The 26,516-nt window shown below is 63.5% G+C and carries 24 protein-coding genes and 1 other RNA gene; 10 read left to right on the forward strand and 15 right to left on the reverse strand.

The window, feature by feature from the left end:
* Window positions 1-9: 9 nt before the first annotated feature.
* Window positions 10-106, reverse strand: an RNA gene (ffs, locus tag N7E70_RS27160) — signal recognition particle sRNA small type.
* A gap of 65 nt (window positions 107-171) precedes the next feature.
* Window positions 172-612: a DUF1772 domain-containing protein gene (locus N7E70_RS27165; RefSeq protein ID WP_067965685.1), complete on the reverse strand. Its 441-nt coding sequence runs from the start codon at window positions 610-612 to the stop codon at window positions 172-174.
* 149 nt (window positions 613-761) lie between these two features.
* Between N7E70_RS27165 and N7E70_RS27170 the strand changes: the two genes are divergently transcribed.
* Together N7E70_RS27170 and nudC are read left to right on the forward strand one after the other, a co-directional pair.
* Window positions 762-1,181, forward strand: a complete 420-nt coding sequence (locus N7E70_RS27170; protein WP_067965687.1) for an HIT domain-containing protein — start codon at window positions 762-764, stop codon at window positions 1,179-1,181.
* A gap of 29 nt (window positions 1,182-1,210) precedes the next feature.
* Window positions 1,211-2,152, forward strand: coding sequence for an NAD(+) diphosphatase (gene nudC, locus N7E70_RS27175; RefSeq protein WP_263008148.1), 942 nt, complete (start codon window positions 1,211-1,213; stop codon window positions 2,150-2,152).
* Here nudC and N7E70_RS27180 read toward each other — a convergent pair.
* The 3 genes from N7E70_RS27180 to N7E70_RS27190 form a co-directional block, all read right to left on the reverse strand.
* Window positions 2,149-2,934: a class I SAM-dependent methyltransferase gene (locus tag N7E70_RS27180; RefSeq protein WP_263008149.1), complete on the reverse strand. Its 786-nt coding sequence runs from the start codon at window positions 2,932-2,934 to the stop codon at window positions 2,149-2,151. The two genes, nudC and N7E70_RS27180, sit on opposite strands and share 4 nt — an antisense overlap.
* A 202-nt stretch (window positions 2,935-3,136) precedes the next feature.
* A complete protein-coding gene (locus N7E70_RS27185; RefSeq protein ID WP_067965694.1) occupies window positions 3,137-4,000 on the reverse strand; it encodes a prephenate dehydratase in 864 nt (287 codons plus the stop codon).
* A 16-nt stretch (window positions 4,001-4,016) separates the two neighbouring features.
* Window positions 4,017-4,745: a 3-deoxy-manno-octulosonate cytidylyltransferase gene (locus tag N7E70_RS27190; protein WP_263008150.1), complete on the reverse strand. Its 729-nt coding sequence runs from the start codon at window positions 4,743-4,745 to the stop codon at window positions 4,017-4,019.
* Between the two features lie 198 nt (window positions 4,746-4,943).
* Here N7E70_RS27190 and N7E70_RS27195 point away from each other — a divergent pair, with 198 nt between their 5' ends.
* The 7 genes from N7E70_RS27195 (at window position 4,944) to N7E70_RS27225 (ending at window position 14,381) form a co-directional block, all read left to right on the forward strand.
* On the forward strand, window positions 4,944-5,594 hold the full coding sequence (locus N7E70_RS27195) for a c-type cytochrome (RefSeq protein WP_263008151.1): 651 nt from the start codon (window positions 4,944-4,946) through the stop codon (window positions 5,592-5,594).
* A 153-nt stretch (window positions 5,595-5,747) separates the two neighbouring features.
* Window positions 5,748-7,622: an extracellular solute-binding protein gene (locus N7E70_RS27200; RefSeq protein ID WP_263008152.1), complete on the forward strand. Its 1,875-nt coding sequence runs from the start codon at window positions 5,748-5,750 to the stop codon at window positions 7,620-7,622.
* Window positions 7,619-9,490 (forward strand): extracellular solute-binding protein, encoded by a 1,872-nt coding sequence (locus N7E70_RS27205; RefSeq protein ID WP_263008153.1) that lies wholly within the window; start codon window positions 7,619-7,621, stop codon window positions 9,488-9,490. The genes N7E70_RS27200 and N7E70_RS27205 overlap by 4 nt, the downstream gene beginning before the upstream one ends.
* A gap of 45 nt (window positions 9,491-9,535) precedes the next feature.
* On the forward strand, window positions 9,536-10,642 hold the full coding sequence (locus N7E70_RS27210) for a microcin C ABC transporter permease YejB (protein ID WP_263008154.1): 1,107 nt from the start codon (window positions 9,536-9,538) through the stop codon (window positions 10,640-10,642).
* Window positions 10,642-11,784: an ABC transporter permease gene (locus tag N7E70_RS27215; RefSeq protein WP_067965707.1), complete on the forward strand. Its 1,143-nt coding sequence runs from the start codon at window positions 10,642-10,644 to the stop codon at window positions 11,782-11,784. Before N7E70_RS27210 ends, N7E70_RS27215 begins: the two co-directional genes overlap by 1 nt.
* Window positions 11,781-13,412 carry an ABC transporter ATP-binding protein gene (locus N7E70_RS27220; RefSeq protein ID WP_067965709.1) on the forward strand — a complete coding sequence of 544 codons (1,632 nt, stop codon included), beginning with the start codon at window positions 11,781-11,783 and terminating at the stop codon, window positions 13,410-13,412. Before N7E70_RS27215 ends, N7E70_RS27220 begins: the two co-directional genes overlap by 4 nt.
* 18 nt (window positions 13,413-13,430) lie before the next feature.
* Window positions 13,431-14,381 carry a 2-hydroxyacid dehydrogenase gene (locus N7E70_RS27225; RefSeq protein ID WP_067965711.1) on the forward strand — a complete coding sequence of 317 codons (951 nt, stop codon included), beginning with the start codon at window positions 13,431-13,433 and terminating at the stop codon, window positions 14,379-14,381.
* A gap of 294 nt (window positions 14,382-14,675) precedes the next feature.
* Here the strand turns inward: N7E70_RS27225 and N7E70_RS27230 are convergent, their stop codons facing one another.
* The 3 genes from N7E70_RS27230 to N7E70_RS27240 form a co-directional block, all read right to left on the reverse strand.
* Window positions 14,676-15,536, reverse strand: coding sequence for a C40 family peptidase (locus N7E70_RS27230; protein WP_263008155.1), 861 nt, complete (start codon window positions 15,534-15,536; stop codon window positions 14,676-14,678).
* Entirely contained in the window at window positions 15,533-15,883 is a 351-nt protein-coding gene (locus tag N7E70_RS27235) for a MarR family winged helix-turn-helix transcriptional regulator (RefSeq protein WP_067967155.1), read from the reverse strand. Before N7E70_RS27235 ends, N7E70_RS27230 begins: the two co-directional genes overlap by 4 nt.
* 193 nt (window positions 15,884-16,076) lie before the next feature.
* Complete coding sequence (locus tag N7E70_RS27240) at window positions 16,077-17,441, reverse strand: leucyl aminopeptidase family protein (protein WP_263008156.1); 1,365 nt, start codon at window positions 17,439-17,441, stop codon at window positions 16,077-16,079.
* Window positions 17,442-17,573: 132 nt separating this feature from the next.
* Between N7E70_RS27240 and N7E70_RS27245 the strand changes: the two genes are divergently transcribed.
* Window positions 17,574-18,383 carry a tetratricopeptide repeat protein gene (locus tag N7E70_RS27245; RefSeq protein ID WP_154385929.1) on the forward strand — a complete coding sequence of 270 codons (810 nt, stop codon included), beginning with the start codon at window positions 17,574-17,576 and terminating at the stop codon, window positions 18,381-18,383.
* A 73-nt stretch (window positions 18,384-18,456) separates the two neighbouring features.
* On the opposite strand, the gene N7E70_RS27250 is transcribed toward N7E70_RS27245, so the two are convergent.
* From N7E70_RS27250 to cpaB, 7 genes are read right to left on the reverse strand one after another with little or no spacing between them, the layout of a single operon-like run.
* Window positions 18,457-19,473, reverse strand: a complete 1,017-nt coding sequence (locus N7E70_RS27250; RefSeq protein WP_067965719.1) for a type II secretion system F family protein — start codon at window positions 19,471-19,473, stop codon at window positions 18,457-18,459.
* 4 nt (window positions 19,474-19,477) lie between these two features.
* Window positions 19,478-20,491, reverse strand: a complete 1,014-nt coding sequence (locus N7E70_RS27255) for a type II secretion system F family protein (protein ID WP_067965721.1) — start codon at window positions 20,489-20,491, stop codon at window positions 19,478-19,480.
* Between the two features lie 26 nt (window positions 20,492-20,517).
* The gene (locus tag N7E70_RS27260) at window positions 20,518-22,023 is read right to left on the reverse strand and encodes a CpaF family protein (RefSeq protein WP_067965723.1); all 1,506 of its coding nucleotides are present in this window, start codon (window positions 22,021-22,023) and stop codon (window positions 20,518-20,520) included.
* Window positions 22,024-22,052: 29 nt separating this feature from the next.
* A complete protein-coding gene (locus N7E70_RS27265) occupies window positions 22,053-23,336 on the reverse strand; it encodes an AAA family ATPase (protein WP_263008157.1) in 1,284 nt (427 codons plus the stop codon).
* A gap of 19 nt (window positions 23,337-23,355) precedes the next feature.
* Window positions 23,356-24,066: a CpaD family pilus assembly protein gene (locus N7E70_RS27270; RefSeq protein ID WP_263008158.1), complete on the reverse strand. Its 711-nt coding sequence runs from the start codon at window positions 24,064-24,066 to the stop codon at window positions 23,356-23,358.
* A gap of 14 nt (window positions 24,067-24,080) precedes the next feature.
* Window positions 24,081-25,613 (reverse strand): type II and III secretion system protein family protein, encoded by a 1,533-nt coding sequence (locus N7E70_RS27275; protein ID WP_263008159.1) that lies wholly within the window; start codon window positions 25,611-25,613, stop codon window positions 24,081-24,083.
* Window positions 25,610-26,425 carry a Flp pilus assembly protein CpaB gene (cpaB, locus tag N7E70_RS27280; RefSeq protein ID WP_263008160.1) on the reverse strand — a complete coding sequence of 272 codons (816 nt, stop codon included), beginning with the start codon at window positions 26,423-26,425 and terminating at the stop codon, window positions 25,610-25,612. Before cpaB ends, N7E70_RS27275 begins: the two co-directional genes overlap by 4 nt.
* Window positions 26,426-26,516 lie beyond the last annotated feature (91 nt).

Here is a 26,516-nt window from a genome sequence, read left to right on the forward strand (position 1 = left end):
GGCGAAGAGGCGGGAGGCTGGAACAATGACCCGTTCCGGGCTCGTTAGGGCTGCTTCCTTCCGGACCTGACCCGGTTGGCGAGTGGATCGTCCACCACCAACCTCCCAACCTCCATATCGGCAATTGCCGCACCAATTGCAAGAGCCTTGGGCGACATGTTGATGCGGCGATCAGGCACCGCCGGAATTCAGCGCCCAGAGATAGGAAAGCGTTGCCGCGATGCCGAGGCCGGTGCGCAGCGCATGCAGCGTGCCCCAATGCACGATCAGCCTGCGGGATGCGACACCGCCCTCTTCGTTCGGTATAGCCTCGATGCGCTTGTTGGTCGGCATGATACCAAGCAGCGTATAGGGCCAATTGGCAAGCATCAGCGCGGCGCCCACCACCCAGCGCCAATCCGCGGTCAGCCAGGCGGTGAGAAGGCCGAGCATGCCGGAGGCGAATGCCAGGCTCGCCTGCATGGTGAAGCCGGCGGCATAGCTCGGCTTCCACTGGGCAAGCAGATTTTTGTCGTCGAGGCCAAGCCGTGCGGGCTGTTCGGCGAAATTGATGTAGAATGCCGCACCGGCAAAGGCGGCCGCGAGAACCAGAGCAAGCTGACCGGCAAACATTGCGCATCTCCGCTGACGTTCGACGCATAGCATATCGGTGCAACGCGCGGTGCGTCACTGCGCCAACGTTTCAGGGCCAACCTTTTCAATGATTCGCTTGCAGCCGTGACAGCCACACTCTAGCCTTCGATCAAACAAGGGAAACGCCAATGATTTCGGGGCTCAAGGCCGGGTTTACGCTGGATTCGCGTCTCGACGCCGACAGCGAACCGCTGATGTGGCTCGGCCTTTGCGAATTGCGCGTCATGAACGACCAGCGCTGGCCTTGGCTGGTGCTGGTGCCGCAGCGCCCCGGCGTCGAGGAAATCCATGACCTGACCCCGCTCGACCAGGCGATGCTGACCTTCGAGAGCAACATGGTGGCGCATGCGCTGAAGCGTGCAACCGGCTGCGCCAAGATCAACAGCGGCGCGCTCGGCAACATCGTGCGGCAACTGCATTTTCACGTCGTCGCGCGCACCGAGGGCGATCCCGGCTGGCCCGGCCCGGTCTGGGGCCATGGCGTGCGCCAGCCCTATCGCCGCGACGATCTCCACCGGTTTGCCGAGAGCATCAAGTCGGCTCTATAACGCTGCCCTGACGCACACCAGAGTTCCAGATGCCTTTCAGACTGTTCGACGCCCCCCAGCGTGAAGCCAGCCATTTCCTCGGCTTCTCCGGCAACATCATCGACCGCCAGTCGGAAAAGCGCAGCGACGATTCGGCTGTGAAGGCCCTCGCCGAACCCGGCGCGAGACTGATTCTGGTCGCGCAAGGGCGGTTGCTGCTCGATTTCAGCGGCGGGTCGGCCACCCCCTATTTCTCGCGCGCGGCAGCCGAGGCGCTGGGGGCTGGGACCGGCGAGGCGATCCTGCTCGGCCGCGCTGACGACATCGCCATGCTGGCCCTGCCCGTCGCTGCGGAGCAGGAGGGCCTACCGGAGCACATCAAATCCATCGACTTCCGCTCGATTCTGGCGCAACGCCTGACCGACGAAGCCGGTCTCGGCGCCCTGGCGCAGGGCGCGGCACTGCTTGCCTGGCATGCCAGCCACCGCTTCTGTGGCCGCTGTGGTGCTGCAACCGAAATGCGCGCCGGCGGCTACAAGCGCCACTGCACGGGATGCGGTACCGAGCATTTCCCGCGCACCGACCCCGTCGCCATCATGCTGACGGTGTCGGGCGACAAGTGCCTGATGGGGCGCGGCCGGCATTTCGCGCCGGGTGTCTATTCGGCGCTCGCCGGCTTCATCGAGCCGGGCGAAACCATCGAGGCGGCGGTGCGGCGCGAAACGCTCGAGGAAGCCGGCATCCGGCTCGGTCGCGTCGTCTACCATTCGAGCCAGCCCTGGCCGTTCCCCTACTCTCTGATGATCGGCTGCTATGGCGAGGCGCTGAACGAGGACATTTCAAGGGACACCGACGAACTTGAGGACTGCCGCTGGTTCCCCCGGGCGGAGGTCCTGCAGATGCTCGCCGGCACCCATCCCGGCGAGCTCAGGGTGCCGCCGGGACATGCCATCGCGCACCAGCTCATCCGCACCTGGGCGGAGAGCGACTAGGGCGCAGGCCTCGCCTTCACCCAGCGAAACTGATTGGCGAGCGCGACCTGACCATCTGCGCGTGCATAGGGCGCAATGGCATCGACCAGCGCGTCCCGGACTCTGTCGGCCCCCGAATGGCGTTCGGCGCGCGTGACAATCCCGGCCGAAGCGAAGGCTCGCAAAGCTATGTCCTTACCGGGGAAGACGATGGTGGCGTCAAGTTGCCCGTCATCGATCGGCTCAAGCCCGGCCCTGCTCATGAACGTCTCGATCACCCCGGGGTTCGAAAGCGGTGGCACAGCAGATGCGGGCGAAGGCGGCAGCAACGGCCCGAGAGCGCTCATCGCTGCCAGCTGCAACTGGCTCTTGTCGCGCTGGCCCCAAACCAGCATGAAAACAATGCCGCGGCCGTGGCAAACCCGAGCCGCCTCGCTTAGGGCGCGGACCATGTCGCCTGCGAACTGGAAAGCGTTGATGCCAGTCACGATGTCGAAGGCGCCGTCGACGAAGGGCAATTCCTCCATCTCGCCGACTTCGATGCTGGCGTCAGGCAAGCGCTGTCGTGCGATGGCCGCCAGCGCTTCCGACGCGTCGAGGCCTGCGACGGCCGCGCCACGCTCTCGCGCAAGACTTAGCAATCCACCGGCGCCGCAGCCGACATCGAGCAGCCTCTTACCTCGCCCGACGCCGACCAGCGTCGTGACATTTTCGAACACCGGCCGCCATGCGGGTTCCTGGACTTCGGCCCAGTCGCGCGCCTTGGCGCCCCACAATTCTCCCTGGATGGCAGCCGTGCCCATGGGCTTGTCCTAGCCAGCCGATGCTGCGCCAGGTGTAGCGAACGCACAATTCAATCTGTGGTGAGACGAGACGATAGTGGCCTGGCGGAGGTCCTGCGGTTGCGCGCCGGCACCCATCCCGGCGAGCTCCGGGGTGCCGCCGGGACATGCCATCGCCTACCAGCTCATCCACGCCCGGGCGGACGAGGGCTGACTGAAATGCTCAGTCGGCGACCTGCCACGCCTCGCGGGAATCGCTCGCCGGGTAGACGCCGAGGATGCGCACCTCGCGTGAGAAAAAGCGCAGCTCCTCCAGCGCGTGGGTGACACCCGGGTCCTCCGGATGGCCCTCGATGTCGGCGTAGAACAGCGTCGCAGTGAAGGCGCCAAGCTGGTAGCTCTCCAGCTTGGTCATGTTGACGCCGTTGGTGGCGAAGCCGCCCATCGCCTTGTACAGCGCCGCCGGTACGTTGCGGACGCGGAACATGAAGGTCGTCATCATCTTGGCATCCTGGCTCGGACGCTCGACCCACTGCTTGTTCTTGGTCAGGACGACGAAGCGCGTGACGTTGCTGTCGGTGTCCTCGACATTCTCTTCCAGTATGTCCAGGCCATAGAGCGAGGCGGCGAGACGCGGCGCGAGCGCCGCCATCGTCCGGTCCTTGACCTCGGACACCAGCTTGGCGGCACCCGCGGTGTCACCGGCGATCACCGGCTTCCAGCTGTTCTTGCGGATGTATTTGCGGCACTGGCCGAGCGCGTGGATGTGGCTGTGGACGGTCTTGATCTCGGAACGCTGAACGCCCGGCAGGACCATCAGCTGGAAATGGATCGGCAGGAAATACTCGCCGACGATGTGCAGCTTCGATTCAGGCAACAGGTGATGGATGTCGGCGACACGGCCGGCGATCGTGTTCTCGATCGGGATCATGGCGAGATCGGCCTTGCCGGTCTCCACCGCGTTGAAGGCATCTTCGAAGGTCGCGCAGGGCAGCGGCTCCATGTCGGGGAACATGTTGCGGCAGGCGGTGTCGGAATTGGCGCCCGGCTCGCCCTGGAAGGAAATCTTGTTGGTCGTCGTCGGCATGGTCGGCCTGTCTGTTCTAGTTCGAGAGAAGTTCGCGCGCGCGTTCAAGATGCTCCGGCGTGTCGACGCCCAGCGGCACGGTGTCGACGATTTCGACGTCGATGCGCATGCCGGCTTCCAGCGCGCGCAGTTGCTCGAGACGCTCGCGCTTTTCCAGCGGCGACGGGCCGAGCCCGACGAAGCGTTCGAGCGCTGCGCGGCGGTAAACATAGAGCCCGACATGATGATAGAGCGGGCCGTCGCCCCAGGGCGCCGTCGCACGGGTGAAGTAGAGTGCCCTCATCCGCCCGGCCGACAGTGGCGAACCGATGATCTTGGGAACGTTGGGATCGACCTTTTCCTCGTGGCGGGTGATTTCGACACCGAGTGTCGAGATGTCGACCGACTCGTCCTCCAGCGGCCGAAGTGCTGCCTGGATGATCGCGGGATCGATCGTCGGCAGGTCACCCTGGACATTGACGACCATGTCGACCGTACCCTTCGGATCGAGCGTCGTCAGTGCCTCGAAGATGCGGTCCGAACCCGACTCATGGTCGGCGCGTGTCATGACCGCCTCGAAGCCGTGCGCCCGCACCGTTTCCGCGACCATGTCGCTGTCGGTCGCCACGACCACGCGGCCGAGCCCGCATTCGGACGCGCGGGCCGCTACGTGGACGATCATCGGCCGGCCGGCGATGTCGGCCAATGGCTTGCCCGGCAAGCGTGTCGAGGCCATGCGGGCGGGGATCAGGACAAGGGTGGACATGGCTTGGCGACTGTTTCTAAATGGTGTTGGAAAGTGTCAAAAGGTCTCACTGGAAGGGCCCTTATAGGTGTTGCAACCGGCAAGCAAAAGACCTAGTTTCCGCGCGATTTGACCCGGCCAGCCGGGCGACAGACGATACCGACGAACGGCAGCGATCGCAGAGGATGGTGATCGGCCGGATAAGGGAGCCAGGGGCGTATGGACTCATTTGAAATGAACAAGGTGCTTGGCGGTCTGCTGGGTACTGCCTTTGTGGTGTTCTCCATCTCGCTGGTGTCGGACGCGATCTTCGCAGCCCCGGTTCCAGAGAAGCCCGGCTTTGCCATCGAAGCCGCTGAAGAAGGCGGCGCAGGTGCCGGCGGCGGCGAGGCTGCTCCAGCTGCCGTACCGATCGCCCAGCTCCTGGCCAGCGCCAACGCCGAGGCGGGTGCCGCCGTGTTCAAGAAGTGCACTGCCTGCCACTCGATCGAGAAGGGCGGCCCGAACAAGGTCGGTCCGGACCTGTGGGGCGTGGTCAACCGTCCGATCGCCTCGCATGAGGGCTTCGGCTATTCGGGCTCGATGAAGGAATTCTCGGAAGGCGGCAAGGTCGTCTGGGACTTCGAGCACCTCAACCACTTCCTGGCGTCGCCCAAGGGCTACATCAAGGGCACCGCGATGGGCTTCGCCGGCATCAAGAAGGATGACGAGCGCGCAAACCTGATCGCCTACCTGAATTCGCAGTCGGACAGCCCGGCACCGATGCCCGCGGCTGACGCTGCTCCGGCCGCCACGCCTGCCGCAGCTCCGGCTGAAGGCGCAGCCCCTGCGGCTCCTGCAGAGGGCGCCGCTCCGGCCACCGCTCACTAAGCGATTTGTAATCTTCGCATCTTGAAAAAGCCGGGTTTAGCCCGGCTTTTTTGTTGCCTGGCGCAAACATAAGGCGACATTTGTCGAACGGCCGGTTTCCATGCGCCGGGAATGAATTAGAGTGTCGCGAAGCACCGGGCGAAGGGGATTTTGATGAAGGCTTGCCTGACCAGGTTTCTTGCGATTGCAGGTCTCGCCGTTGCGGCCCTGTCGACGGCACCTGCCAACGCCCAGGAATGGCAGACCTCGTCAACCCTGAACGGCGTTTCCAAATACGGCCAGGATTTCAAGCAGTACGATTTCGTCAATCCGAACGCGCCCAAGGGCGGCACGCTGAACTCGACGACGCCGGGCACCTTCGACAGCTTCAATCCCTACATCATCAAGGGCTTGCCGGCAGCCGGTTTCGTCGGCTTTGGCGGCGGACTGATCTATGAAACGCTGATGGAACAGTCGATAGACGAGCCCAGCACCAGCCACCCGATGATCGCCGATGCCTACAAGTTTCCGGCAGACTACTCCTACGCGACCTATCGGCTCGACCCGCGCGCCAAATGGCATGACGGCCAGCCGATCACGACCGATGATGTCATCTGGTCTTTCAATGTCCTGAAGGCCAACAGCCCGCAATATGGCCAGTACTACGTCAACGTGACCGAGGCGGTGGCGACGGGCGAACGCGAGGTGACCTTCCGCTTCAACCAGAAAGGCAACCGGGAACTGCCCAAGATCATGGGCGACCTGGTGGTCTTGCCCAAGCACTGGTGGGAAGGAACCGACGCTGCGGGCAAGAAGCGCGACATCACCCGGCCGACGCTCGAGATTCCGTTGGGCTCGGGCGCCTACAAGGTCGAGAGCTTCAAACCGGGCACCGAGATCGTCTGGACCCGCGTGCCCGACTATTGGGGCGCAAATGTCGGGGTCAATGTCGGGCGCAACAACTTCGACAAGCGCCGCTACGCTTACTTCCTCGACGACAACGCCGAATGGGAAGCCTTCAAGAAGGGCGGCCTGGAGGACATCAAGCCGGAGAACAGCTCGCGGCGCTGGTCGACGCAGTATAATTTCCCCGCCCTCCAGGCAGGTGACGTCATCAAGAAGGAATTCAAGACGACCTCGGGCGAGCCATTCCAAGGCTATGCGCTCAATTTACGCCGCCCGCAGTTCCAGGATCGCCGCGTCAGGCAGGCGCTGACGCTGGCTTACAATTTCGAATACATGAACCGAACCCTGTTCTTCGGGCTCAACACCCGCACGAACAGCTATTTCCAGGGCCAGGACCTGGCCTCGAGCGGCTTGCCCGCCGGCAAGGAACTGGAGCTGTTGACGCAGTACAAGGACAAGCTGCCGCCGGAGCTGTTCACCGAGGAGTTCAAGCTGCCGGTCTACGACACGCCGCAGGCCGAGCGGCAGTATCTCCGTCAGGCGATCGGCCTGTTCGCCGAGGCCGGCTGGCGCGCCAAGGGCGGCAAGCTGATGAACGACAAGGGCGAGCAGTTCAAGATCGAATTCCTCGGCAAGGACGCCACCGACGAGGTCATAGCGAGCCCCTTCATCGATAGCCTGCGCCGGCTCGGCATCGATGCGACGCTGCGCATGGTCGACACCAGCCAGTTCGTCAACCGGATCGACAATTACGATTTCGACGTGACGACGACGATCCTCAACCAGTCGTCGTCGCCGGGCAATGAGCAGCGCGATTTCTGGGGGTCGAAGGCCGCAGCCAAGCCCGGTTCGCGCAATGTCATGGGCATCAACGACCCTATCGTCGATGCGCTGGTCGAGCGCGTCATCTTCGCCACCGACCGCGATGACCTCTTGGCCGCCACCCATGCGCTCGATCGCGTGCTGTTGTGGAACTATTACGTCGTGCCGCAATACCACCGCTCGGTGCTGTGGCTGGCCTACTGGAACAAGTTCGGCATTCCCGACAAGCAGCCGGGCTTCATCGGCGCTGATATCAATTCATGGTGGATCGACAAGGACAAGGAAGCGGCGCTGGCCGCCAAATACAAGGGCGTCAATTGAGCGCGCGCATCCCCCGCAGGGACTTCCTCGCGCTCGGCGCAGCTGCAGCGGCCGCCCCCTTCATCCCGGGGCGCGCCTTCGCGGCGAGCCCGACCGGCACCGGACTGCACGGGTTGTCGGCCTTCGGCGACCTGAAATACGGCCCCGACTTCACCCATTTCGACTTCGTCAATCTCGACGCGCCCAAGGGCGGCACATTCAATTTTTCGCCGAACTACTGGTACTTCAACCAGAGCCCGCTGACCTTCAACACGCTCAACACCTTCGTCGCCAGGGGCGACGCGCCGCCGCGCATGGAGCTTTGCTACGATTCACTGATGGTGCGGGCGATCGACGAGCCCGATGCAATCTACGGCCTGCTCGCCAGTTCGGTGACGATTTCCGACGACCGCAACAGCTTCGACTTCGCGCTGCGGCCCGAGGCGCGCTTCAACGACGGCACGCCGTTCACCGCCGACGACGCGGTCTTTGCCTTCGACCTGTTCAAGAAGGACGGGCATCCCAACCTGCTTCTGCCGCTCAGCCATCTCAAGGAGGCGAAGGCGCTCGACCCGCATACGCTGCGGCTGACCTTCGACGGCAAGCAGTCGGACCGCACCATCCTTGATGTCGCGACCTACGCCATTCCGGCCAAAGCCTTCTTCGAGACCCACCCGTTCGACGCGTCGGAGCTCAAGGCGCCACTCGGTTCAGGCCCCTACAAGGTCGGCCGCGTGTCGCCCGGCCAGTCCATCGAATACGAGCGCGTCGCCGACTATTGGGGCCGCGACCTGCCGGTCAGCCGCGGCCTCTACAATTTCGACCGCATCCGCGTCGAATTCTACCAGGACCGGCAGGCAGCGTTCGAAGCCTTCAAGAAAGGCGACATCCATTTCCGCCAGGAAGCCACGGCGCGCATCTGGGCCACCGGCTACGATTTCCCCGCCTTCACGGCCGGCAAGGTGATCAAGCGCGAGTTTCCCAGCGAAAAGCGACCAACGATGCAGGCGATGGCGCTGAACCAGCGCCGCGCGCGTTTCCGCGATCCCCGCGTGCGCCGGGCAATTGCCCTGTGCTTCGATTTCGAATGGACGAAGCGCAACCTGTTCTATGGTTCCTACGAACGCTCGCAGTCGACATTCGAGAAATCGGCCTACAAGGCCGAGGGCCTGCCCTCCCCAGCCGAACTGGCGCTGCTCGAACCGTTCCGCGGCCGCATCCCCGACGAGACCTTCGGCGAAGCCGTGCTGCAGCCGCCGTCGGACGGTTCGGGCCGCGACCGCAAGCTGCTCGGCCAGGCCTCGAAGCTGCTCTCCGACGCCGGCTGGGTCCGCAAGGATGGCAGGCTGCGCAACGACAAGGGCGAGGCGCTGACGCTCGAAATCCTCGTCGACGACGACGCTTTCGTGCGTGTGTACTCGCCCTGGGCTGAAAACATGAAGGCGATCGGCATCGAGGCTACGCTGCGCCTGGTCGATTCGACCCAGTATCAGGCCCGGCAGACAAGCTTCGACTACGATGCCATTTCGGCGGCGGCCGGGTTTTCGGCGACGCCCAGCCGCGACGAGATCGACGGGCTGTTCCACTCGCGCTCGGCCAAGTTGCAGGGCTCGACCAATCTGCCCGGCACTGCCGATCCTGCCGTCGACGCGCTGATCGACGCCGTGGGTGCGGCCAAGGATCGCGAAACGCTGACGGTTGCCATGCGCGCGCTCGACCGGCTCTTGCGCGCCCGGCAAGACTGGATTCCAAATTGGTTTTCGGCGAATCACCGCGCCGCCTTCTGGGACATGTTCGGCTATAAGGAGCCGAAGCCGGACTTCGGCTTTCCCGTCGAGGCGCTGTGGTGGTTCGACAAGGACAAGGCTGCACGTATTGGCAAGACCTGAGATTTCTAGGACTGAACCCACGCTCCGTTCGAGGGGCTTCGCCTGATGGGCGCCTATATCCTCCGCCGCATCCTCCTGATGATCCCGACCCTGTTCGGCATCATGGCGATCTCGTTTGCCGTCATCCAGTTCGCGCCGGGCGGACCGGTCGAGCAGGTCATCGCCAAGCTGACCGGCCAGGGCGGCGACGCCGCCGACCGTCTGTCGGGCAGCAGCGGCGATCTCGGCGGCAACACCAATTTCGATCCAGCAGGCGGCGAGGGTTCGTCCAAATACCGCGGCGCGCAAGGCCTCGATCCCGAGTTCATCGCCAAGCTTGAAAAGCAGTTCGGCTTCGACAAGCCGCCGCTCGAACGCTTCTTCATGATGCTGTGGAACTACGTTCGCTTCGATTTCGGCGAGAGCTATTTCCGTGACGTCTCGGTGCTCGACCTGATCCTCGAAAAGATGCCGGTATCGATCTCGCTTGGCATCTGGATCACGCTGCTGTCCTACATGATCTCGATCCCGCTCGGCATCCGCAAGGCGGTCAAGGATGGTTCGAGCTTCGACATCTGGACCAGCGGCATCATCATCATCGGCTACGCCATCCCGGCCTTCCTGTTCGCCATCCTGTTAATGGTGCTGTTTGCTGGCGGTTCGTTCTTCGACTGGTTTCCGCTGCGCGGGCTGACCTCCGAGAATTTCGACCAGTTGTCGCTCGGCGGCAAGGTGCTCGATTATCTCTGGCACCTCGCGCTGCCGCTGACGGCATTGGTGCTGTCGGCCTTCGCCACCACGACGCTCCTGACCAAGAACTCGTTCCTCGACGAGATCCGCAAGCAATATGTCGTCACCGCACGCGCCAAGGGCCTGTCCGAGCACCGGGTGCTCTACGGCCATGTCTTCCGCAATGCCATGCTGATCGTCATCGCCGGCTTCCCGGGTGCCTTCATCTCCGCCTTCTTCACCGGCTCGCTCTTGATCGAGAACATCTTCTCGCTCGACGGGCTCGGCCTGCTCGGCTTCCGTTCCGTGCTCGACCGCGACTACCCCGTGGTGTTCGCCAATCTCTACATCTTCTCGCTGATGGGGCTGTTCGTCGCCCTGATCTCCGACCTGCTCTACACTTGGATCGACCCGCGCATCGATTTCGAACGGAGGGACGTCTGATGTCGGCGGTCGACACCGTATCCGTGCCGGTCAAGCGGCCCTGGCTCTCGCCGATCAACAAGCGGCGCTGGCTGAGCTTCAAGGCCAACCGCCGCGGTTACTGGTCACTGTGGATCTTCCTCGTGCTGTTCGTGCTGTCGCTGTTCTCCGAACTGATCGCCAACGACCGGCCGCTTCTGATCCGCTTCAAGGGCGAGTTCTACTCGCCTGTTATCAGCGACTATGGCGAGGAGACCTTCCTCGGCGACGAGGGCTTCCTGCCTGTTACCGACTACCGCATCTCGTTGGTGCAGGAGGCGATCGCGGCCAATGGCTGGGCGATCTGGCCGCCGGTCCGCTATTCCTACCGCACCACCAACAACGAAATCCCCGAGGCGGCACCCGCCAAGCCGTCCTGGATGTATGCCAAGGACGTGCGGTGCCAACGCTATCCGCTTGGCGTCGACGATCCCAACTGCACTGTTGGCAACTGGAACTGGCTCGGCACCGACGACCAGGCCCGCGACGTGCTCGCCCGCGTCATCTACGGCTTCCGCATCTCGGTGCTGTTTGGCCTGATCCTGACCGCCGGCTCGGCGCTGATCGGCGTGACCGCAGGCGCCATGCAGGGCTATTTCGGCGGCTGGACTGACCTTCTGTTCCAGCGCTTCATCGAAATCTGGTCGGCGATCCCGGTGCTCTATCTGCTGCTGATCGTCGCGGCGATCCTGCCGCCGGGCTTCTTCATCCTGCTTGGGCTGATGCTGCTGTTTTCCTGGGTGGCGCTGGTCGGCGTGGTGCGGGCAGAGTTCCTGCGCGCCCGCAATTTCGAATACGTCAACGCCGCGCGAGCGCTCGGCGTGCCCAACCGCACCATCATCTTCCGCCACCTGCTGCCCAACGCTATGGTGGCGACGCTGACATTCCTGCCCTTCATCCTCAACAGCTCGATCTCGACGCTGACGTCGCTCGACTTCCTCGGCTTCGGCCTGCCGCCCGGCTCGGCCTCGCTCGGCGAACTGCTCAAGCAAGGCCAGCGCAATCTCAACGCGCCGTGGCTCGGTTTGTCCGGCTTCGTCGTCATCTCGGTGATGCTGTCGCTGCTGATCTTCATCGGCGAGGCGACCCGCGACGCCTTCGATCCAAGGAAGACGTTCAAGTGAGCGCCGCCCCTCTCCTCTCCGTCCAGGACCTGTCGGTCGCCTTCAGCCAGGGCGGCACAACGACAAAGGCCGTCGACCACATCTCCTTCGACATCGCCAAGGGCGAGACGGTGGCGCTGGTCGGCGAATCGGGTTCCGGCAAGTCGGTGTCGGCCCTGTCGGTGCTCAAGCTCCTGCCCTATCCGCCGGCAAGCCACCCGTCGGGCAAGATGATGTTTGGCGGCCAGGACCTGCTCTCCCTGAACGAGAACGCATTGCGCAAGGTGCGCGGCAACAAGATCACCATGATCTTCCAGGAGCCGATGACCTCGCTCAACCCGCTGCACACGATCGAGCAGCAGATCGTCGAGGTGCTGTCGCTGCACCAGGGCATGGGCGAGCGGCAGGCCAAGGCGCGCACGCTCGAACTGCTCGAGGAGGTCGGCATCCGCGACCCGAAGAAGCGCCTCGACGCCTATCCGCACCAGCTCTCCGGCGGCCAGCGTCAGCGCGTGATGATCGCCATGGCGCTAGCCAACGAACCGGAACTGCTGATCGCCGACGAGCCGACGACGGCGCTCGACGTCACGGTCCAGGCGCAGATTCTCGAGCTGCTCGCCAAACTGAAGGCCCGCAAGGGCATGTCGATGCTGTTCATCACCCATGACCTCGGCATCGTCCGGCGCATCGCCGACCGGGTCTGCGTCATGACCAAGGGCCAGATCGTCGAAAGCGGGCCGACGAAGGAGATTTTCGACAATCCGCAGCACAGCTACACGCGCCACCTGCTGGCTGCCGAGCCGAAGGGCAAGCCGCCGGTTGTCGACGTGTCGGCCAAGACGGTGATGCAGGGCTCGGACGTCAAGGTTTGGTTCCCGATCAAGCAAGGCTTTTTCCGCAAGACCGTCGACCACGTGAAGGCCGTCGACGGCATCGACGTTGCGGTGCGCGCTGGCCAGACCGTCGGCGTCGTCGGCGAATCCGGATCCGGCAAGACGACACTGGGGCTTGCCTTGACCCGCATGATCTCGTCGCAGGGCCGGATCGATTTCGAAGGCCGCGAGATCGACAAGTTCAGCTTCGGCGCCATGCGCCCGCTGCGCCGCGAGATGCAGATCGTGTTCCAGGACCCGTTCGGCTCGCTCAGCCCGCGCATGTCGGTGGCCGACATCATCGAGGAAGGGCTCAAGATCCACGAGCCCCGGCTGAAGGCAGCCGAGCGCGACCAGAAGGTCGTCGATGTGCTGCGCGAAGTCGGCCTCGATCCCGAAACGCGCTTCCGCTATCCGCATGAGTTTTCCGGCGGCCAGCGCCAGCGCATCGCCATTGCGCGCGCCATGGTGCTCAAGCCGCGCTTCGTCATGCTCGACGAGCCGACCTCGGCGCTCGACATGAGCGTGCAGGCACAGGTCGTCGACCTGCTGCGCAACCTGCAGGCCAGGCACGACCTTGCCTATCTGTTCATCAGCCACGACCTCAAGGTGGTGCGGGCGCTGGCCAACGAGGTTATCGTCATGCGCAATGGCAAGGTGGTTGAGGCGGGACCCTCCGAACAGATTTTCGAGCGCCCGCAAACCGACTACACTCGGGCGCTGATCTCGGCGGCATTCCGGATCGAGACGGCGCCGACAGGTGTGGTCAGCGAATAGCAGGCGCAAGGGAAGAGCATGTCGACCAAGGCCAAGGGCAAGATCCTTCTTTCGATCACCGGGTTCAACCCGCAGCGCTGGTATGAGCTGCTGTCGGCGGAGCGCGAGGTAGTGCTCGAACCCGATGGCGCTGCCGACCCTTCGATCGACTATGCGGTTGTGTGGAAGCAGAAGCCGGGCACGCTCGCCAAGCTGCCGAACCTCAAGGCGATCTTTTCGATCGGCGCCGGCGTCGACCACGTCTTTGCCGACCCCGGCCTGCCCGATGTGCCGATCGTGCGCGTGGTTGCCGACAATCTCAGCCAGCACATGAGCGAGTATGTGCTGTGGCGGGTGCTCGACCATCATCGCCAGGGCCAGCTCTACCGCGCCCAGCAGACCAAGAAAGCCTGGCACGAGCCGCCGCAGCGGCCAGCCGAGGACATCTCCGTCGGCATCATGGGCATGGGCAATCTCGGTCGCGCCGCAGCCGACGTGCTCAAGGCAGTCGGCTTCCGCATCAATGGCTGGAGTCGTCGGCCGCAGGAACTAGCCGGCATCAACACTTTTGCCGGCGATGCCGGGCTGGTGCCGTTCCTCAACGCGACCGACATCCTCGTCGTGCTGTTGCCGCTGACCGACACGACCAAGGGCATCATCAATTATGGCTTGCTCAAGGAACTGCGCCGGCGCAACGGCCTCGGCGGAGCCGTGCTGATCAATGCAGGGCGCGGCAAGCTGCAGCGCGACGCCGACATCCTGCGCGCGCTCGACGACGGCACGCTGAAGGAAGCCAGCCTCGACGTGTTCGAGGTCGAGCCCTTGCCCAAGACCAGCCCGCTGTGGAACCACCCCAAGGTGTTCGTCACCCCGCACGCGGCGGCGACCTCCGACCCCGCGCATCTGGTGGCGCCGATGCTTAGCCAGATGGAAGCCTTTGAACGCGGGGCTGCGCTGGAGAACGTGGTCGACCGCAACGCCGGCTATTGAGGGCGCCGTCACTTCTCCCCTTGTGGGCAAGCTAGTCGCGCCCGTCATCCCAGGCGAGCGCAGCGAGACCCGGGAGCCATTGATCGGCGCGGCCGGGGGTCTGGGTTCGCGGATGCATTCATGACGGTCGCTGGGACGAAGACCCGGCCGTGCTTGACGATGGTCCGGTTGCGCTCCGGTTTCCGGGATGACTGCGGCCCCGAAGCCCCATCAATTGCCAAAGCAAGAAAACGCAGGGCGCGGAGCGCTTCTCCACGATCACAAAGCCCGAAACCGCCCGAAGCTGATTGCCCCTCACGGTCGCCGGAAGCTGGTCGGACCGCCATAGAGGTAGCCGATGCGGTCGATGGCCTGGCGCAGGCCTTCACGGGCAACGGTCATGGTGTGGCCGTTGGCGTGGATCATGTTTTCGCCATCGGTCATGATTGCGACATGGCCCTTCCAGAAGACCAGGTCGCCGCGCCGCAGCTGGGAAAATTCGGCACCTGCATCGACCGGGGTGCCAAGCGACGCCTCCTGCATGTCGGAATCGCGCAGCACCTTGCGGCCTGTCATGCGCATCGACAACTGAACGAGGCCCGAGCAATCGATGCCGAAGGCGCTGAAACCGCCCCAAAGATAAGGCGTGTCGATCAGCCTTTCGGCAACAGCGACGAAATCGTCTGATTTGGTGCCGAGCGGCGCCAGGTGCTGCAGCACCACGGCCTCGCCCGACGGCAGCAGCCCGTAGCGCGTGCCGCGCGTTTCGGCGAAGCCGGTAACGGTGACCTGCGAGCCGATGGAGAGCTGGCCATTGCGCGGAGACTTCATGTCTGGACCTGGATAGACGAAGCTGCGCAAGGCGGTGACAACATGGGTCGGTTCCGCGCCGCGTGGTGCAAGATCGCCTGACGAGACATAACCGACATAACCGTCGCGCTCAGCCTGGAGCCAGGCAAAGCCTTCGGTTTCCTCGAAGACAACGACCTCGTCGCCAAAAAGCAGCTGGGTGTTGAGGCCGGAATCGGGGCGCGGTGCCTTGCGGACGTCGGCGACCGATGCGGAAATGCGCGCCGGACGGCCGGCGACGAAGCGCTCGGCGGTGACCTCGCCTTGCAGGCGGGCGTCGGCGAGATCGGGTCGGAAGGCGTGAAGGCGGCTGTCGCGGGCGGTCAAATCGGAAGCTCCATGGCTTTGGCAATGATAGCATCGCCCAATCGCTCGACATAGAGCGCGCCTTCAACAGTGCGCCGGATGAGCACGTTGCGCTTGTCGCTCTCGTCGCGGTGGCGCGACACCAGCTTGAGCGCGCCCATGGTGTCGAGGGCGCGAGTGATAACGGGCTTGCTGACGCCAAGGCGAGCCGCCAACCCGCGCACCGTGTGCGGCGGCGGGTCGAGATAAATGGTGAGCAGGATCGCCATCTGGCGCAAAGTCAGGTCGGGTGCGTCGTCGCGCACCTCGGACAGGGAAAACTGCTGCAGCAGTCTCAGCGACTGGCTCGGACGCAACGCGATCGGCATGACGCCAGCATCCATTAGATTTGTTTCGGTTCCGTTTCATTTAATGAGGAATTTGCGACGCGGGCAAGGCGGATATCTCGCACCGCCCTTCATCCGCCTGCCAGCGCCTTCTCCCCGCAATACGGGGAGAAGGATAAGCGGCTACGCCGATGCCCCTCCACCGTCACGGGTCAGGGTGAGGATGAGGGCAATTTCACCCAAACCGTGCCGAAATGACCTTTTCCAGCGCGCGGATGGCCTGGGCTTCGCCGCCGGTCGGACCGTGCGGACGATCGCTCGGGTTCCAGGCGAAGATGTCGAAATGCGCCCAGCCTGGCGTCTTCTCGACGAAGCGCTTGAGGAACAGGGCGGCGGTGATCGAGCCGGCGAAACCGTCCGTGGTGACGTTGTTCATGTCGGCGATCTTCGACGACAGCTTCGAATCATAAGGCTTCCACAGAGGCATGCGCCAGATCGGGTCCTCGACGGTGACCGATGCGGCGGCAAGATCGGCAGCGAGTGCTTCGTCGTCGGTGTAGAAAGGCGGCAGGTCGGGGCCGAGCGCCACCCGCGCGGCACCCGTCAGCGTTGCCATGTCGATCAGCATTTGCGGCTGCTCGTCATCGGCAAGGGCGAGCGCATCGGCCAGCACCAGCCGGCCCTCGGCGTCGGTGTTGCCGATCTCGACTGATATGCCCTTGCGGCTCTGCAGCACGTCGCCCGGCCGGAAGGCGTTGGCCGAGATCGCGTTCTCGACCGCCGGGATGAGCACGCGCAGCCGGACGTTGAGCCGGGCCGCCATGATCATCGAGGCGAGGCCGAGGACGTTGGCGGCGCCCCCCATGTCCTTCTTCATCAGAAGCATGCTGGATGCCGGCTTGATGTCGAGGCCGCCGGTGTCGAAGCAGACACCCTTGCCAACCAGCGTGACCTTGGGTGCATCCTGGGGACCCCAGCTCAGGTCGATCAGGCGCGGCGCATCGTCGGAGGCGCGGCCGACAGCATGGATCATCGGGAAGTTGTGCGTGAGAAGGTCGTCGCCGAGCGTCACCTTGACGTCGGCGCCATGGACGCCGGCGAGTTTGCGCACCGCGGCTTCGAGCGCCGACGGGCCCATGTCGTTGGTCGGCGTATTGACCAGGTCGCGGACGAGGAACACCGCATCAACGATGCGGTGCAGCCGTGCCATGTCGACACCGGCGGGCAGTTCGAGGCCAAGCGCCCTGCCCGGCTTCTTGCCGTAGCGGGTAAAGACATAGCCCCCGAGGGAAGCACCCAATGTTGCCAGTTCAGGCCGCGCCGGCGCGCCCTGGAAGTGCCAGTTGCCTTCGGGCAGGTTGCGCGCAAGCGCGCCGAAGGCAAGCCCGCTGTCGCCATTGCCGATGCCGAACAGCGCTCCGGCAAGCCTGCCATCCGCGCCGGGGATTGCCAGCACCTTTCCAGCCTCGCCGGCGAAGCCGTTGGCATTGGCCCAGGCCAAGACGTCAGCAGCGAGCCCGGCATTTTCGAGACCGCCCTTGGCGACAAGGTGGATCGGCAGTGCGTCGGAGGGCTTTTGCTCGAACAGTTCGACCGGCATTTCGGCTTCCTTCAGTCTCGGATGGCTGTGCCGTCAGGCGTTCTTAACCATCCGTTAGGGTTAACAGAATATTTCTCCAAAGCGGGAAATGGCCTGTGAACGGCCACGCGAACGAATGGAGACCCGTCGCCGATGTTGACCAATCGCTCGATGAACGCAACGGGAAAACGCCTCGCCCGAATGGCTTTGCTGACGCTGCTGATGGCAAGCGTCGCCGGCTGCGGCGCCTCCAGGATGACGACCGGCTCGATCGGACGCGGCAAAGCGGTCGACACAATGTCGACGGGTGCGATCGGCGGCTCCGTCGACCAGATCGGACGGACCTATGCCCGCGACCCCAACAACAAGCCGGTGGCACTGCAATATGCCTCGGCGTTGCAGATCAAGGGTCAGACCGACCAGTCGCTGGCGGTGATGCGCAAGCTCGCCATCGGCTATCCCAAGGATCGCGACGTGCTCGCAGCCTATGGCAAGGCGCTCGCCGCCTCGGGACAATTCCAGCCGGCGCTCGATGCCGTGCGGCGCGCCCAGACACCTGAATATCCCGACTGGAAGCTGGTGTCGGCGGAAGCCGCGATCCTCGACCAGCTTGGCCAGACCCAGGATGCGCGCGGTCTCTATCGCAAGGCGCTCGACCTCAAGCCGAACGAACCGTCGGTGCTGTCCAATCTCGGCATGTCCTATGTGCTCGAAGGCGACCTGAAATCGGCCGAGACCTATCTCCGCTCGGCCGCTTCGCAGCCTGACGCCGACAGCCGCGTGCGCCAGAACCTGGCGCTTGCCGTCGGGCTCCAGGGCCGCTTCGACGAGGCCGAACAGATTGCCAGCCAGGAGCTTTCGCCCGAGCAGGCGCAGGCCAATGTCAGCTACCTCAGGGGCATGCTGGCCCAGCAGAATGCATGGAACCAGATCAAGGCGGACGACAAGTCGAAGAAGAACTGACGGAACCGTCTGACCCAATGCAAGAAGCCGCGTCATGACGCGGCTTTTTTGTGCCTCGATGAAGGGTGCTGCCCTACTCGCTGCTTGACTGCTGCTTGTCGCCCATCAGGCCGCGCTCACTGATCTGCATGCCGGCTGGGCCGAGGATGACGGCAAACAACACCGGCAGGAAGAACAGGATCATCGGCACGGTGAGCTTGGGCGGCAGTGCGGCCGCCTTCTTCTCCGCAGCGTTCATGCGCATGTCGCGGCTTTCGGCCGCCAGGACGCGCAGCGCGTGCGCGACGGGCGTGCCATAACGCTCGGCCTGGATCAGCGCCTGGGTGATGGACTTGACCGAATCAAGCCCTGTACGGCCGGCCAGGTTTTCATAGGCCTGACGGCGTTCGGTGAGGTAGGACAGCTCGGCATTGGTGAGCACGAACTCCTCGGCGAGATCGACAGACTGCGCGCCGATCTCGTCGGCAACCTTGCGGAGCGCCGATTCCACCGACATGCCCGATTCGACGCAGATCAACAGCAAATCCAGCGCATCCGGCCAGGCCGCCTGGATCGACTGCTTGCGTTTGGTGGCTCGGTTGTTGACGTAAAGCACCGGTGCGTAGAAGCCGGCATATGCCAGAACGATGCAGATGAAAACCTTCATCAGGAACGGCTTGTCGGGGAACGCGCCAAGCACGAAGATGTAGAGTATGCCCAGCATCAGGCCGACGAACGGCAGGACCAGACGAAAGAACAGGAAGCGCGTCAGCGGGTTCTGACCGCGGAAACCGGCGATCTTCAGCTTGTTGAGCGTCGCTTCGTCGACGAGTGCCCGGCGCAGGTCGAGCCGCTCGACGATGTTGCGCATACCGATCGACTGCTGCTCGCGCAGGCCCTTGTGGCGGCGGTCGGCTTCGGCGGCAAGGCGCATGCGTTGCTTGGCGCGCAGCTCGTCGCGCTCAAGGGCAACCGCCTTCATGCGCCCCTTGAGCGGATTTCCGCTCAACGACGGCAGGACGGTGAACACAGTCGCGAACACCGCGATCGCGACGAGCAGCGCGATGAGGAAGGACGGATCGGTAAGCGATTTAACAACCTGGTCCGTCATCGGCCTAGACCTCGAAGTTCATCATCTTGCGCATCACAAAGATGCCGATCGCCATCCACACGCCTGAAATGCCGAGGATGAGGTGGCCGGTGCTCGTGACAAACAACGGCATGATGTAGTTCGGGCTCGAGAAGAAGACGAGCACGGCGACAACGACCGGCAACGAACCGATGATCGCGGCCGAGGCCTTGGCTTCCATCGACAGCGCCTGAATCTTGGCCTTCATCTTCTTGCGGTCGCGCAGCACGCGCGACAGATTGCCCAGCGCTTCGGAGAGATTGCCGCCCGCCTGGCTCTGAATCTGGATGACGATGCCAAAGAAGCCGGCTTCGGGACATGGCATTGTCTCGGTCATGCGCAAGGCAGCGTCCGGGATGGAGATGCCCACCTGCTGCGCCTCGACCATGCGACGGAATTCGCCGCGCACGGGTTCGGGCGATTCCGAAGCGATGAGGCGGATACCATCATTGAGCGGGAGACCTGACTTCACTGCGCGCACGATGATGTCGAGCGCATTGGGAAATTCCTCGAGGAACTGCTTGACGCGGCGGCCGCGACGGAAGGACACGAACCACCTGGGCAAGCCAATGCTGCCGGCAAGCAGCGCGCCAGGCAGCAGGATCAGCGGCGCGCCCGCCAGATAGACCAGCAACGTAACGACGAGACCGCAGATCGCCGAATAGACGTAGAAGCGCTCGACCGTGACCAACATGCCGGCCTGTCTGATCTGCACGCGCAGCGGCGGCTTCTTGATGTTGCGGTCCTTGGCCTTCTGCTTTTCCTCGAGCTCCTTGAGAGTGTCCTGGACCGACTTGCGCCTTTTGGCGACTTCGGCGACCCGGTCGCGCGAGGCCTTGACCACCGACTTGTCCGACTCCGTCTGCCTGACCAAGGCCATGCGACGGTCGGTGTTGGCCTGGGTCTCGATCCTGTTGAACAGGAAGGCATAGGCGACCGCGCCGGCACTCAAGCCGGCCAGTACAACGAAGATCAGCATCATGGCGTCGAGGCCGAACATGGCGTCAGATCCTCATCCTATGCATGTCAATCCGAAGCCTTTTCCATGGCTTCGAGTGCGGTCGCCAGACGTGCTTCCTCACCGTAATAGCGAGCACGATCCCAGAAGTGCGGCCGGCCGATGCCCGTCGAGACGTGGCTGCCGATCAGCCTGCCGTTCTGGTCCTCGCCTTTGATGTTGTAGAGCACCAGGTCCTGGGTGATGATGACGTCGCCTTCCATGCCGATCACCTCGGTGATGTGGGTGATGCGGCGCGAACCGTCGCGCAGGCGGGCGGCCTGGATGATGATATCGACGGAGCCGACGACGATCTCGCGCACGGTCTTCTGCGGCAACGAATATCCGCCCATGGCGATCATCGCCTCGATACGGTTGAGGCATTCGCGTGGGCTGTTGGAGTGAATGGTGCCCATCGAGCCGTCATGGCCGGTGTTCATCGCCTGCAAAAGGTCGAACACCTCCGGTCCGCGCACTTCGCCGACGATGATGCGCTCGGGCCGCATGCGCAGGCAGTTCTTGACCAGGTCGCGCATCGTCACCTCGCCCTCGCCTTCCAGGTTGGGCGGGCGCGTTTCGAGGCGCACGACATGCGGCTGCTGCAGTTGCAGTTCCGCCGAGTCCTCGCAGGTGATGACGCGTTCGTCGCGGTCGATGTAGTTGGTCAGACAGTTGAGCAACGTCGTCTTGCCGGAGCCCGTACCGCCCGAGATGATGATGTTGCAGCGGACGCGGCCGATGATCTTCAGCACTTCGGCGCCGTGTGGCGAGATCGCGCCGAACTTGACGAGCTGATCGAGCGTCAGCTTGTCTTTCTTGAACTTGCGGATGGTGAGGGCGGCGCCGTCGATCGACAATGGCGGCGCAATGACGTTGACGCGCGAGCCGTCGGGCAGGCGCGCATCGCAGATGGGGGAGGATTCGTCGACGCGGCGGCCGACCTGGCTGACAATGCGTTGGCAGATGTTGAGCAACTGCTGATTGTCGCGGAAGCGGATCGAGGTCTGCTCGACCTTGCCGTTGACTTCGATGTAGACGTTCTTGGCCCCGTTGACCATGATGTCGGCGATTTCGTCGCGCGCCAGCAGCGGTTCGAGCGGGCCGTAGCCGAGCACGTCGTTGCAGATGTCCTCAAGCAGCTCTTCCTGCTCGGAAATCGACATCGCGAAGTTCTTGATTGCGATGATGTCGTTGACGATGTCGCGGATTTCTTCACGCGCGCTTTCAGGATCGAGCTTGGCAAGCTGCGACAGATCGATGGTGTCGATCAGCGCCGAGAACACCTGGCTCTTTGTGTCGTAATAGCTTTCGCTGCGCTCGCGCTGCGCCTTGCGCGGCTCTGGCGCAAAGGAGGGCGTCGGCTCGAAATTACGCCGCGGCGCGGCTGCCGGTGCAGCCGGCGCAGGCGCCGCGGGGCGTGGAGCAACCAGCGTGTCGGCGGCCTGTGGCGATGCCGCGGGGGGCGGCGTCGTTGCGAGCGGACGGAACCCCGGTGTGGGGCGATTACCGTCGTCGTTGCCTCTCCTGCCAAACATGATCGACTAACACCTCCGCCGCACTGGCATCACTTCTTGCGGGCTTTCAGCCGACTGAGAATTCCACCGAGTGCGGACGCCTTCTTGGCCTTGGCCTCGGACCTGCCGGTGAGAACATGGGCGATCTCGTTGATCGTCTGGACGACCGCGTTCTTGGCATCCATCTCGCCCAGCATGCGTCCATTGTTGGCGGCATTGCCGAACAGCAGCGGGTCGAACGGGATGACCGCCAACGGCGAGATGCCAAGCGGCTCGGCGAAATCCTTGGCGGTGATCTCAGGGCGTTTCGGCACCCCGGCCTGGTTGAGAATCAACCTGGGCGGCGGATCGTTGGGCCGGAGCCGCTTCAGCATATCGACCATGTTCTTGGTGTTGCGCAGATTGGCCAGCTCGGGCGTTGCCGTGATGACCACTTCATCGGCGCGAAGCAGCGTGTTCCTGCTCCAGCCGCTCCAGATATGGGGTACGTCGAGCACAAGCATCGGCGAGCTGCGCTGGGCCGTGTCGATGATCGAAGTGAAGGCCTCGGCGTCGAAATCATAGACGCGCTCGAGCGTCGACGGTGCTGCAAGCAGCGACAAGTGCTCTGCGCACTGCGCCAGCAAGCGGTCGAGATAGACCTCGTCGACACGCTCGGGGGCAAACACCGCCTCGGCGATGCCCTGGGCGGGGTCCTGGTCGAAATTGATGTTGGCGGTGCCGAAGGCCAGATCGAGGTCGGCGACGACAACCTCGGACTTGAACAGGCTCGACATCGCCCAGGCGACGTTGTGGGCAATGGTGGAGGAACCCACGCCGCCCTTGGCGCCGACGAAGGCAATCGAGCGTCCGATCGGCTCTGCGTCGGGGTCGACGAAGATCGAGGAGATGACGCTGACGACATCCGCGGTGGAGACAGGCGCCACGACATATTCCGAGATGCCCGAGCGGATCAGCTCGCGATAGAGCGCGACGTCGTTGTAATGGCCGATGACCACCACCTTGGAACTCGGGTCGCAATATTCCGACAGCCGATGCAGCGCCTCGAGCAGGCTCTTGGGTTCGCTGCGCGATTCCAGGATGATGAGGTTCGGCGTAGGCGCACCGCTATAGACTTCGATGGCGGTTTCGATGCCACCCATATGGACCTGAAGATGAGCCTTGGCCATCCGACGGTCCTCGCCGGCGCGGCCAATCGGCCCGGCGACGCTGTCTGTCTCGCAGAAGGCCTGGATCGAGATACGCGGCACCGGCCTGAGCGTCTGCATGACATCAAGGTCATGCTGCGACAGCTCGGCACCCTCGGGCGGGGAATCGTAGGCGAGATTGCTCATGTCAGACTGCCCCTAGCCATCAATAGAACGTTTCCGGATTCCAAGCGGCCGGCGGCTTTCGATACTGATCGATCACCACATTGCGATTCTCGGCATCAATCTCGCTTTGCTTGCGCGGCCCGAGCAGGTCCGCCGGGTTGGCGATCTGGGCGGCGAGATTGTTCTGGTAGGAACAGCCAAAATTGGCGTAGTGCTTATTGTCGGTCGTGTCGCCGATGTCCGCTGGCCATCTTCCACAACGGCCCGTCTGCGCCCGCATCGCCGAATAGACGACGCGTATGGGCGACGATGCCTCTGGGTATTCAGCCTGGTAGCTGGTGACGGCGATCCGGTTCCTGGGCACGCCAGCCTTCATGGCGATGTTCATCAATCCGCGCGCCGCATGCGACGCGGCGACGTCGTTGGCTCCACCTGATGGCGTCATGATCGTCAGTGTGGGCGCTGCTTGACGATCATAATTCTGCAGATATCCTTCAAAGGTGACCTTCTGGCCCCTGGTGATGCCGCGGTCGCCGACACCGACAGGTATGTCGATGGTCTGGTTCTTCTCGGCGATGACGATCGGATGATTGGTGCGATAGTCATCCGGGATCGAGCCGACGACGACGCTGTCGCGATTGGCGCAGCCGGCCAGCAACGCCACCGTCGCAACTGCAAGGAGTGAACAAAACGAGCGCGCTTTGGCCGATCTGTCGCGACCGGCGGTGCGTGTGAAGATTGCCTGAGACATGCCCCTATCCCCACTCATTTGTAGATGAAGCCGACGACGCCGTGATAACGGCCCATGGGCTTGTCGGTTTTCATGGTGCCGTAGACCCGGTTGACGCGGCCGAGGAACATGCCGGCGCCATCGCTTGCAGCGTTGAAATTGTCGTCAGGCTTGGCGAGCTCGTTCCGTGCCGTCGGTCGAGCCAGATATGGGGTCACGATGATGACCAGCTCGGTCTCGTTGCGGATGAAGTCGCGGCTGCGAAACAGCGTGCCAAGGATCGGCACCTTGGACAGACCCGGAACACCGCCCATCACCTGCTTGACGTCGTCGCGAACGAGACCGGCAATCATCATCGAGCCACCAGAGGGCAGTTCGACTGTCGTGTCGGCGAGGCGCTTGCGCAGGGACGGTAGCGTCGGACCGCCACCAGCAAGCCCCGACGATTCATTTGTCGGCTCGGAAACCGCCGTGCGGATCTTCAAGCTGATACGCCCAGCCGAAAGGACAACTGGCTTGAAATCAAGGCTGATGCCGTATTCGACGCGCTCATAACGTAGGCCGCCGGGATCAGTTACGCCGTCCTTGTCGCGCTTCTCGCCCTCAACTTCCTTCAGCATGTTAAATTCACCGCCGACACGGAACGACGCCTGCTCGCCGGAAACCGCTGTCAAGGTCGGCTCGGCGAGCGTCTTCATTACGCCCGCCTGTTCCATGGCGTCGATCGATGCGGTGAGGCCGTTGCTCCCAAGACGGAAGTTGCCTAGACCGGAGAGAGTATTTGTCAAAGGCGCGCCAAGGCCACCGGGCACGAAATTCTCGACACCCCAGCTGATGCCGTTTGAGCTGCCATTCGCGAACATGTTTACGCCAAGCTGCTTCATCACGTTTCGGCTGACCTCGGCGACGGTAACCTTCAGCATCACCTGATCGTCGCCGACGATCTGCAGCAGATTGACGATCTTGCTCTTCTGGCGCGTCTGGTCGGGGTTATTGATGTCGACGCCGCCGTTCTCGGACCCACCGGTGGCCGTCTGCGAATACTGGCCGGTCGTGGCCTCACCGCCGGTGACGAAGATCGTCGCCAGGTCGACGGCGCGCTTGGCATCGAGGGGCGTATCGACGGTGCCGGTCAGCACGACGTTGTCGTTCAGCAGCTCGACCTTGATGTCGGCGCCGGGAATGAAGCGCTTGATGTAATCCTCGAGGCCGGCGACGTCGCGCTCGACGGCGAGATCGAGGCTGACGATCTGCTCGCCATTGGGCCCGAAGACGAAGATATTGGTTTCACCCACTGCCTTGCCGAACAGGTAGATGCGCCGTGCCGTGCGGGTGACGGCATCGGCGACTGACGGATTGGCGACAAGGATGTCATAAGCGTCGTTCGGCAGGTCGATGACCACCGACTTGTTGAGCCCGAGCTTGACACGCTGGATGTTGGCGGTGCTCGAACTGACCTGTGCCCGTGAAGCGGCGGAGACCGGGGCGAGATCGGGAACGACTGCAGATGCAGCCAAAATGACGAGAGTGGCGGTGGCAGTCGCCAGGAATCTGATGCAGGATTTCATTTCCTTGCTCCCGATTCAGAAATCTCGCCGGATTTGATGAGCCGCACGGTGCCGCGTTTGCCGGAACCCGAAACCAGGTAGTCGGCCTCGGCAAGATTCTTCTGCTGTGTGTCGGCGACCGAGCGCAGCGCCAGCGTCAACCGGTCAGCCATCTGCTGCGCCACCGTGATGATCTCGGCCTGCTGCGGGGTAAGTTCCAGCGTCGCCGTCTCGCCGACCTTGACCTTCTTGCCCTCTTCGTCCTCCTGGATGGCCTGATCGATGGCCAGCACCCGAATGTTGCTGAGGATGGTCTCGGTGGTGAAGCCGCCACCGGACTTCGATGCGTCGGTGCGGCGTGTCATGATGACGTCGACATAGTCGTTGGGCAGAATGAAGCCGCCGGCCGACGTGTCGGCGGAGATCGTGGTGGCCACAGCGCGCATGCCGGACGGCAGAACAGCCGACATGAAGCTCTGGCCTTCGCCGATCAGCTTGGACTTGCGCAACGGTTCGCCGCTGTACATGGCAAGACGCGCCACCGAGGCCTTGAACTTCTCAAGCGCCTCGGGCTCGGCATTCCGGGTAATGAAGTTGGGATTGACGCCGTCACTGGGCCAGGGCTGCCAGCCGATGTTGTTTTCGACGGTGCCACCCATGGGCACGTCGGCGGTCAGCACCAGAACATCCGTAAGGGCAATCTGTGGCTGTTGTGGGCCGGACTCGACAATGACCTCGGCCGGCGGCGGGGCCGCCATGTTTTTGGCGACAAAACCGGCGCCGCCTGCGGCAGCGACCGCCACGCCCAGTATCATCAGTCGCGATGCAGCCATTTGTCCGAAACCTCGCCCTGGCACCCCATCAAGCCAAGCCGGACTTTGCATAGGCAATCGTCAACTTATGGTTAATGCAGTCCTTACAAGC

The sequence above is a fragment of the Aminobacter sp. NyZ550 genome (assembly GCF_025628925.2).
Taxonomy (GTDB): Bacteria; Pseudomonadota; Alphaproteobacteria; order Rhizobiales; family Rhizobiaceae; genus Aminobacter; species Aminobacter ciceronei.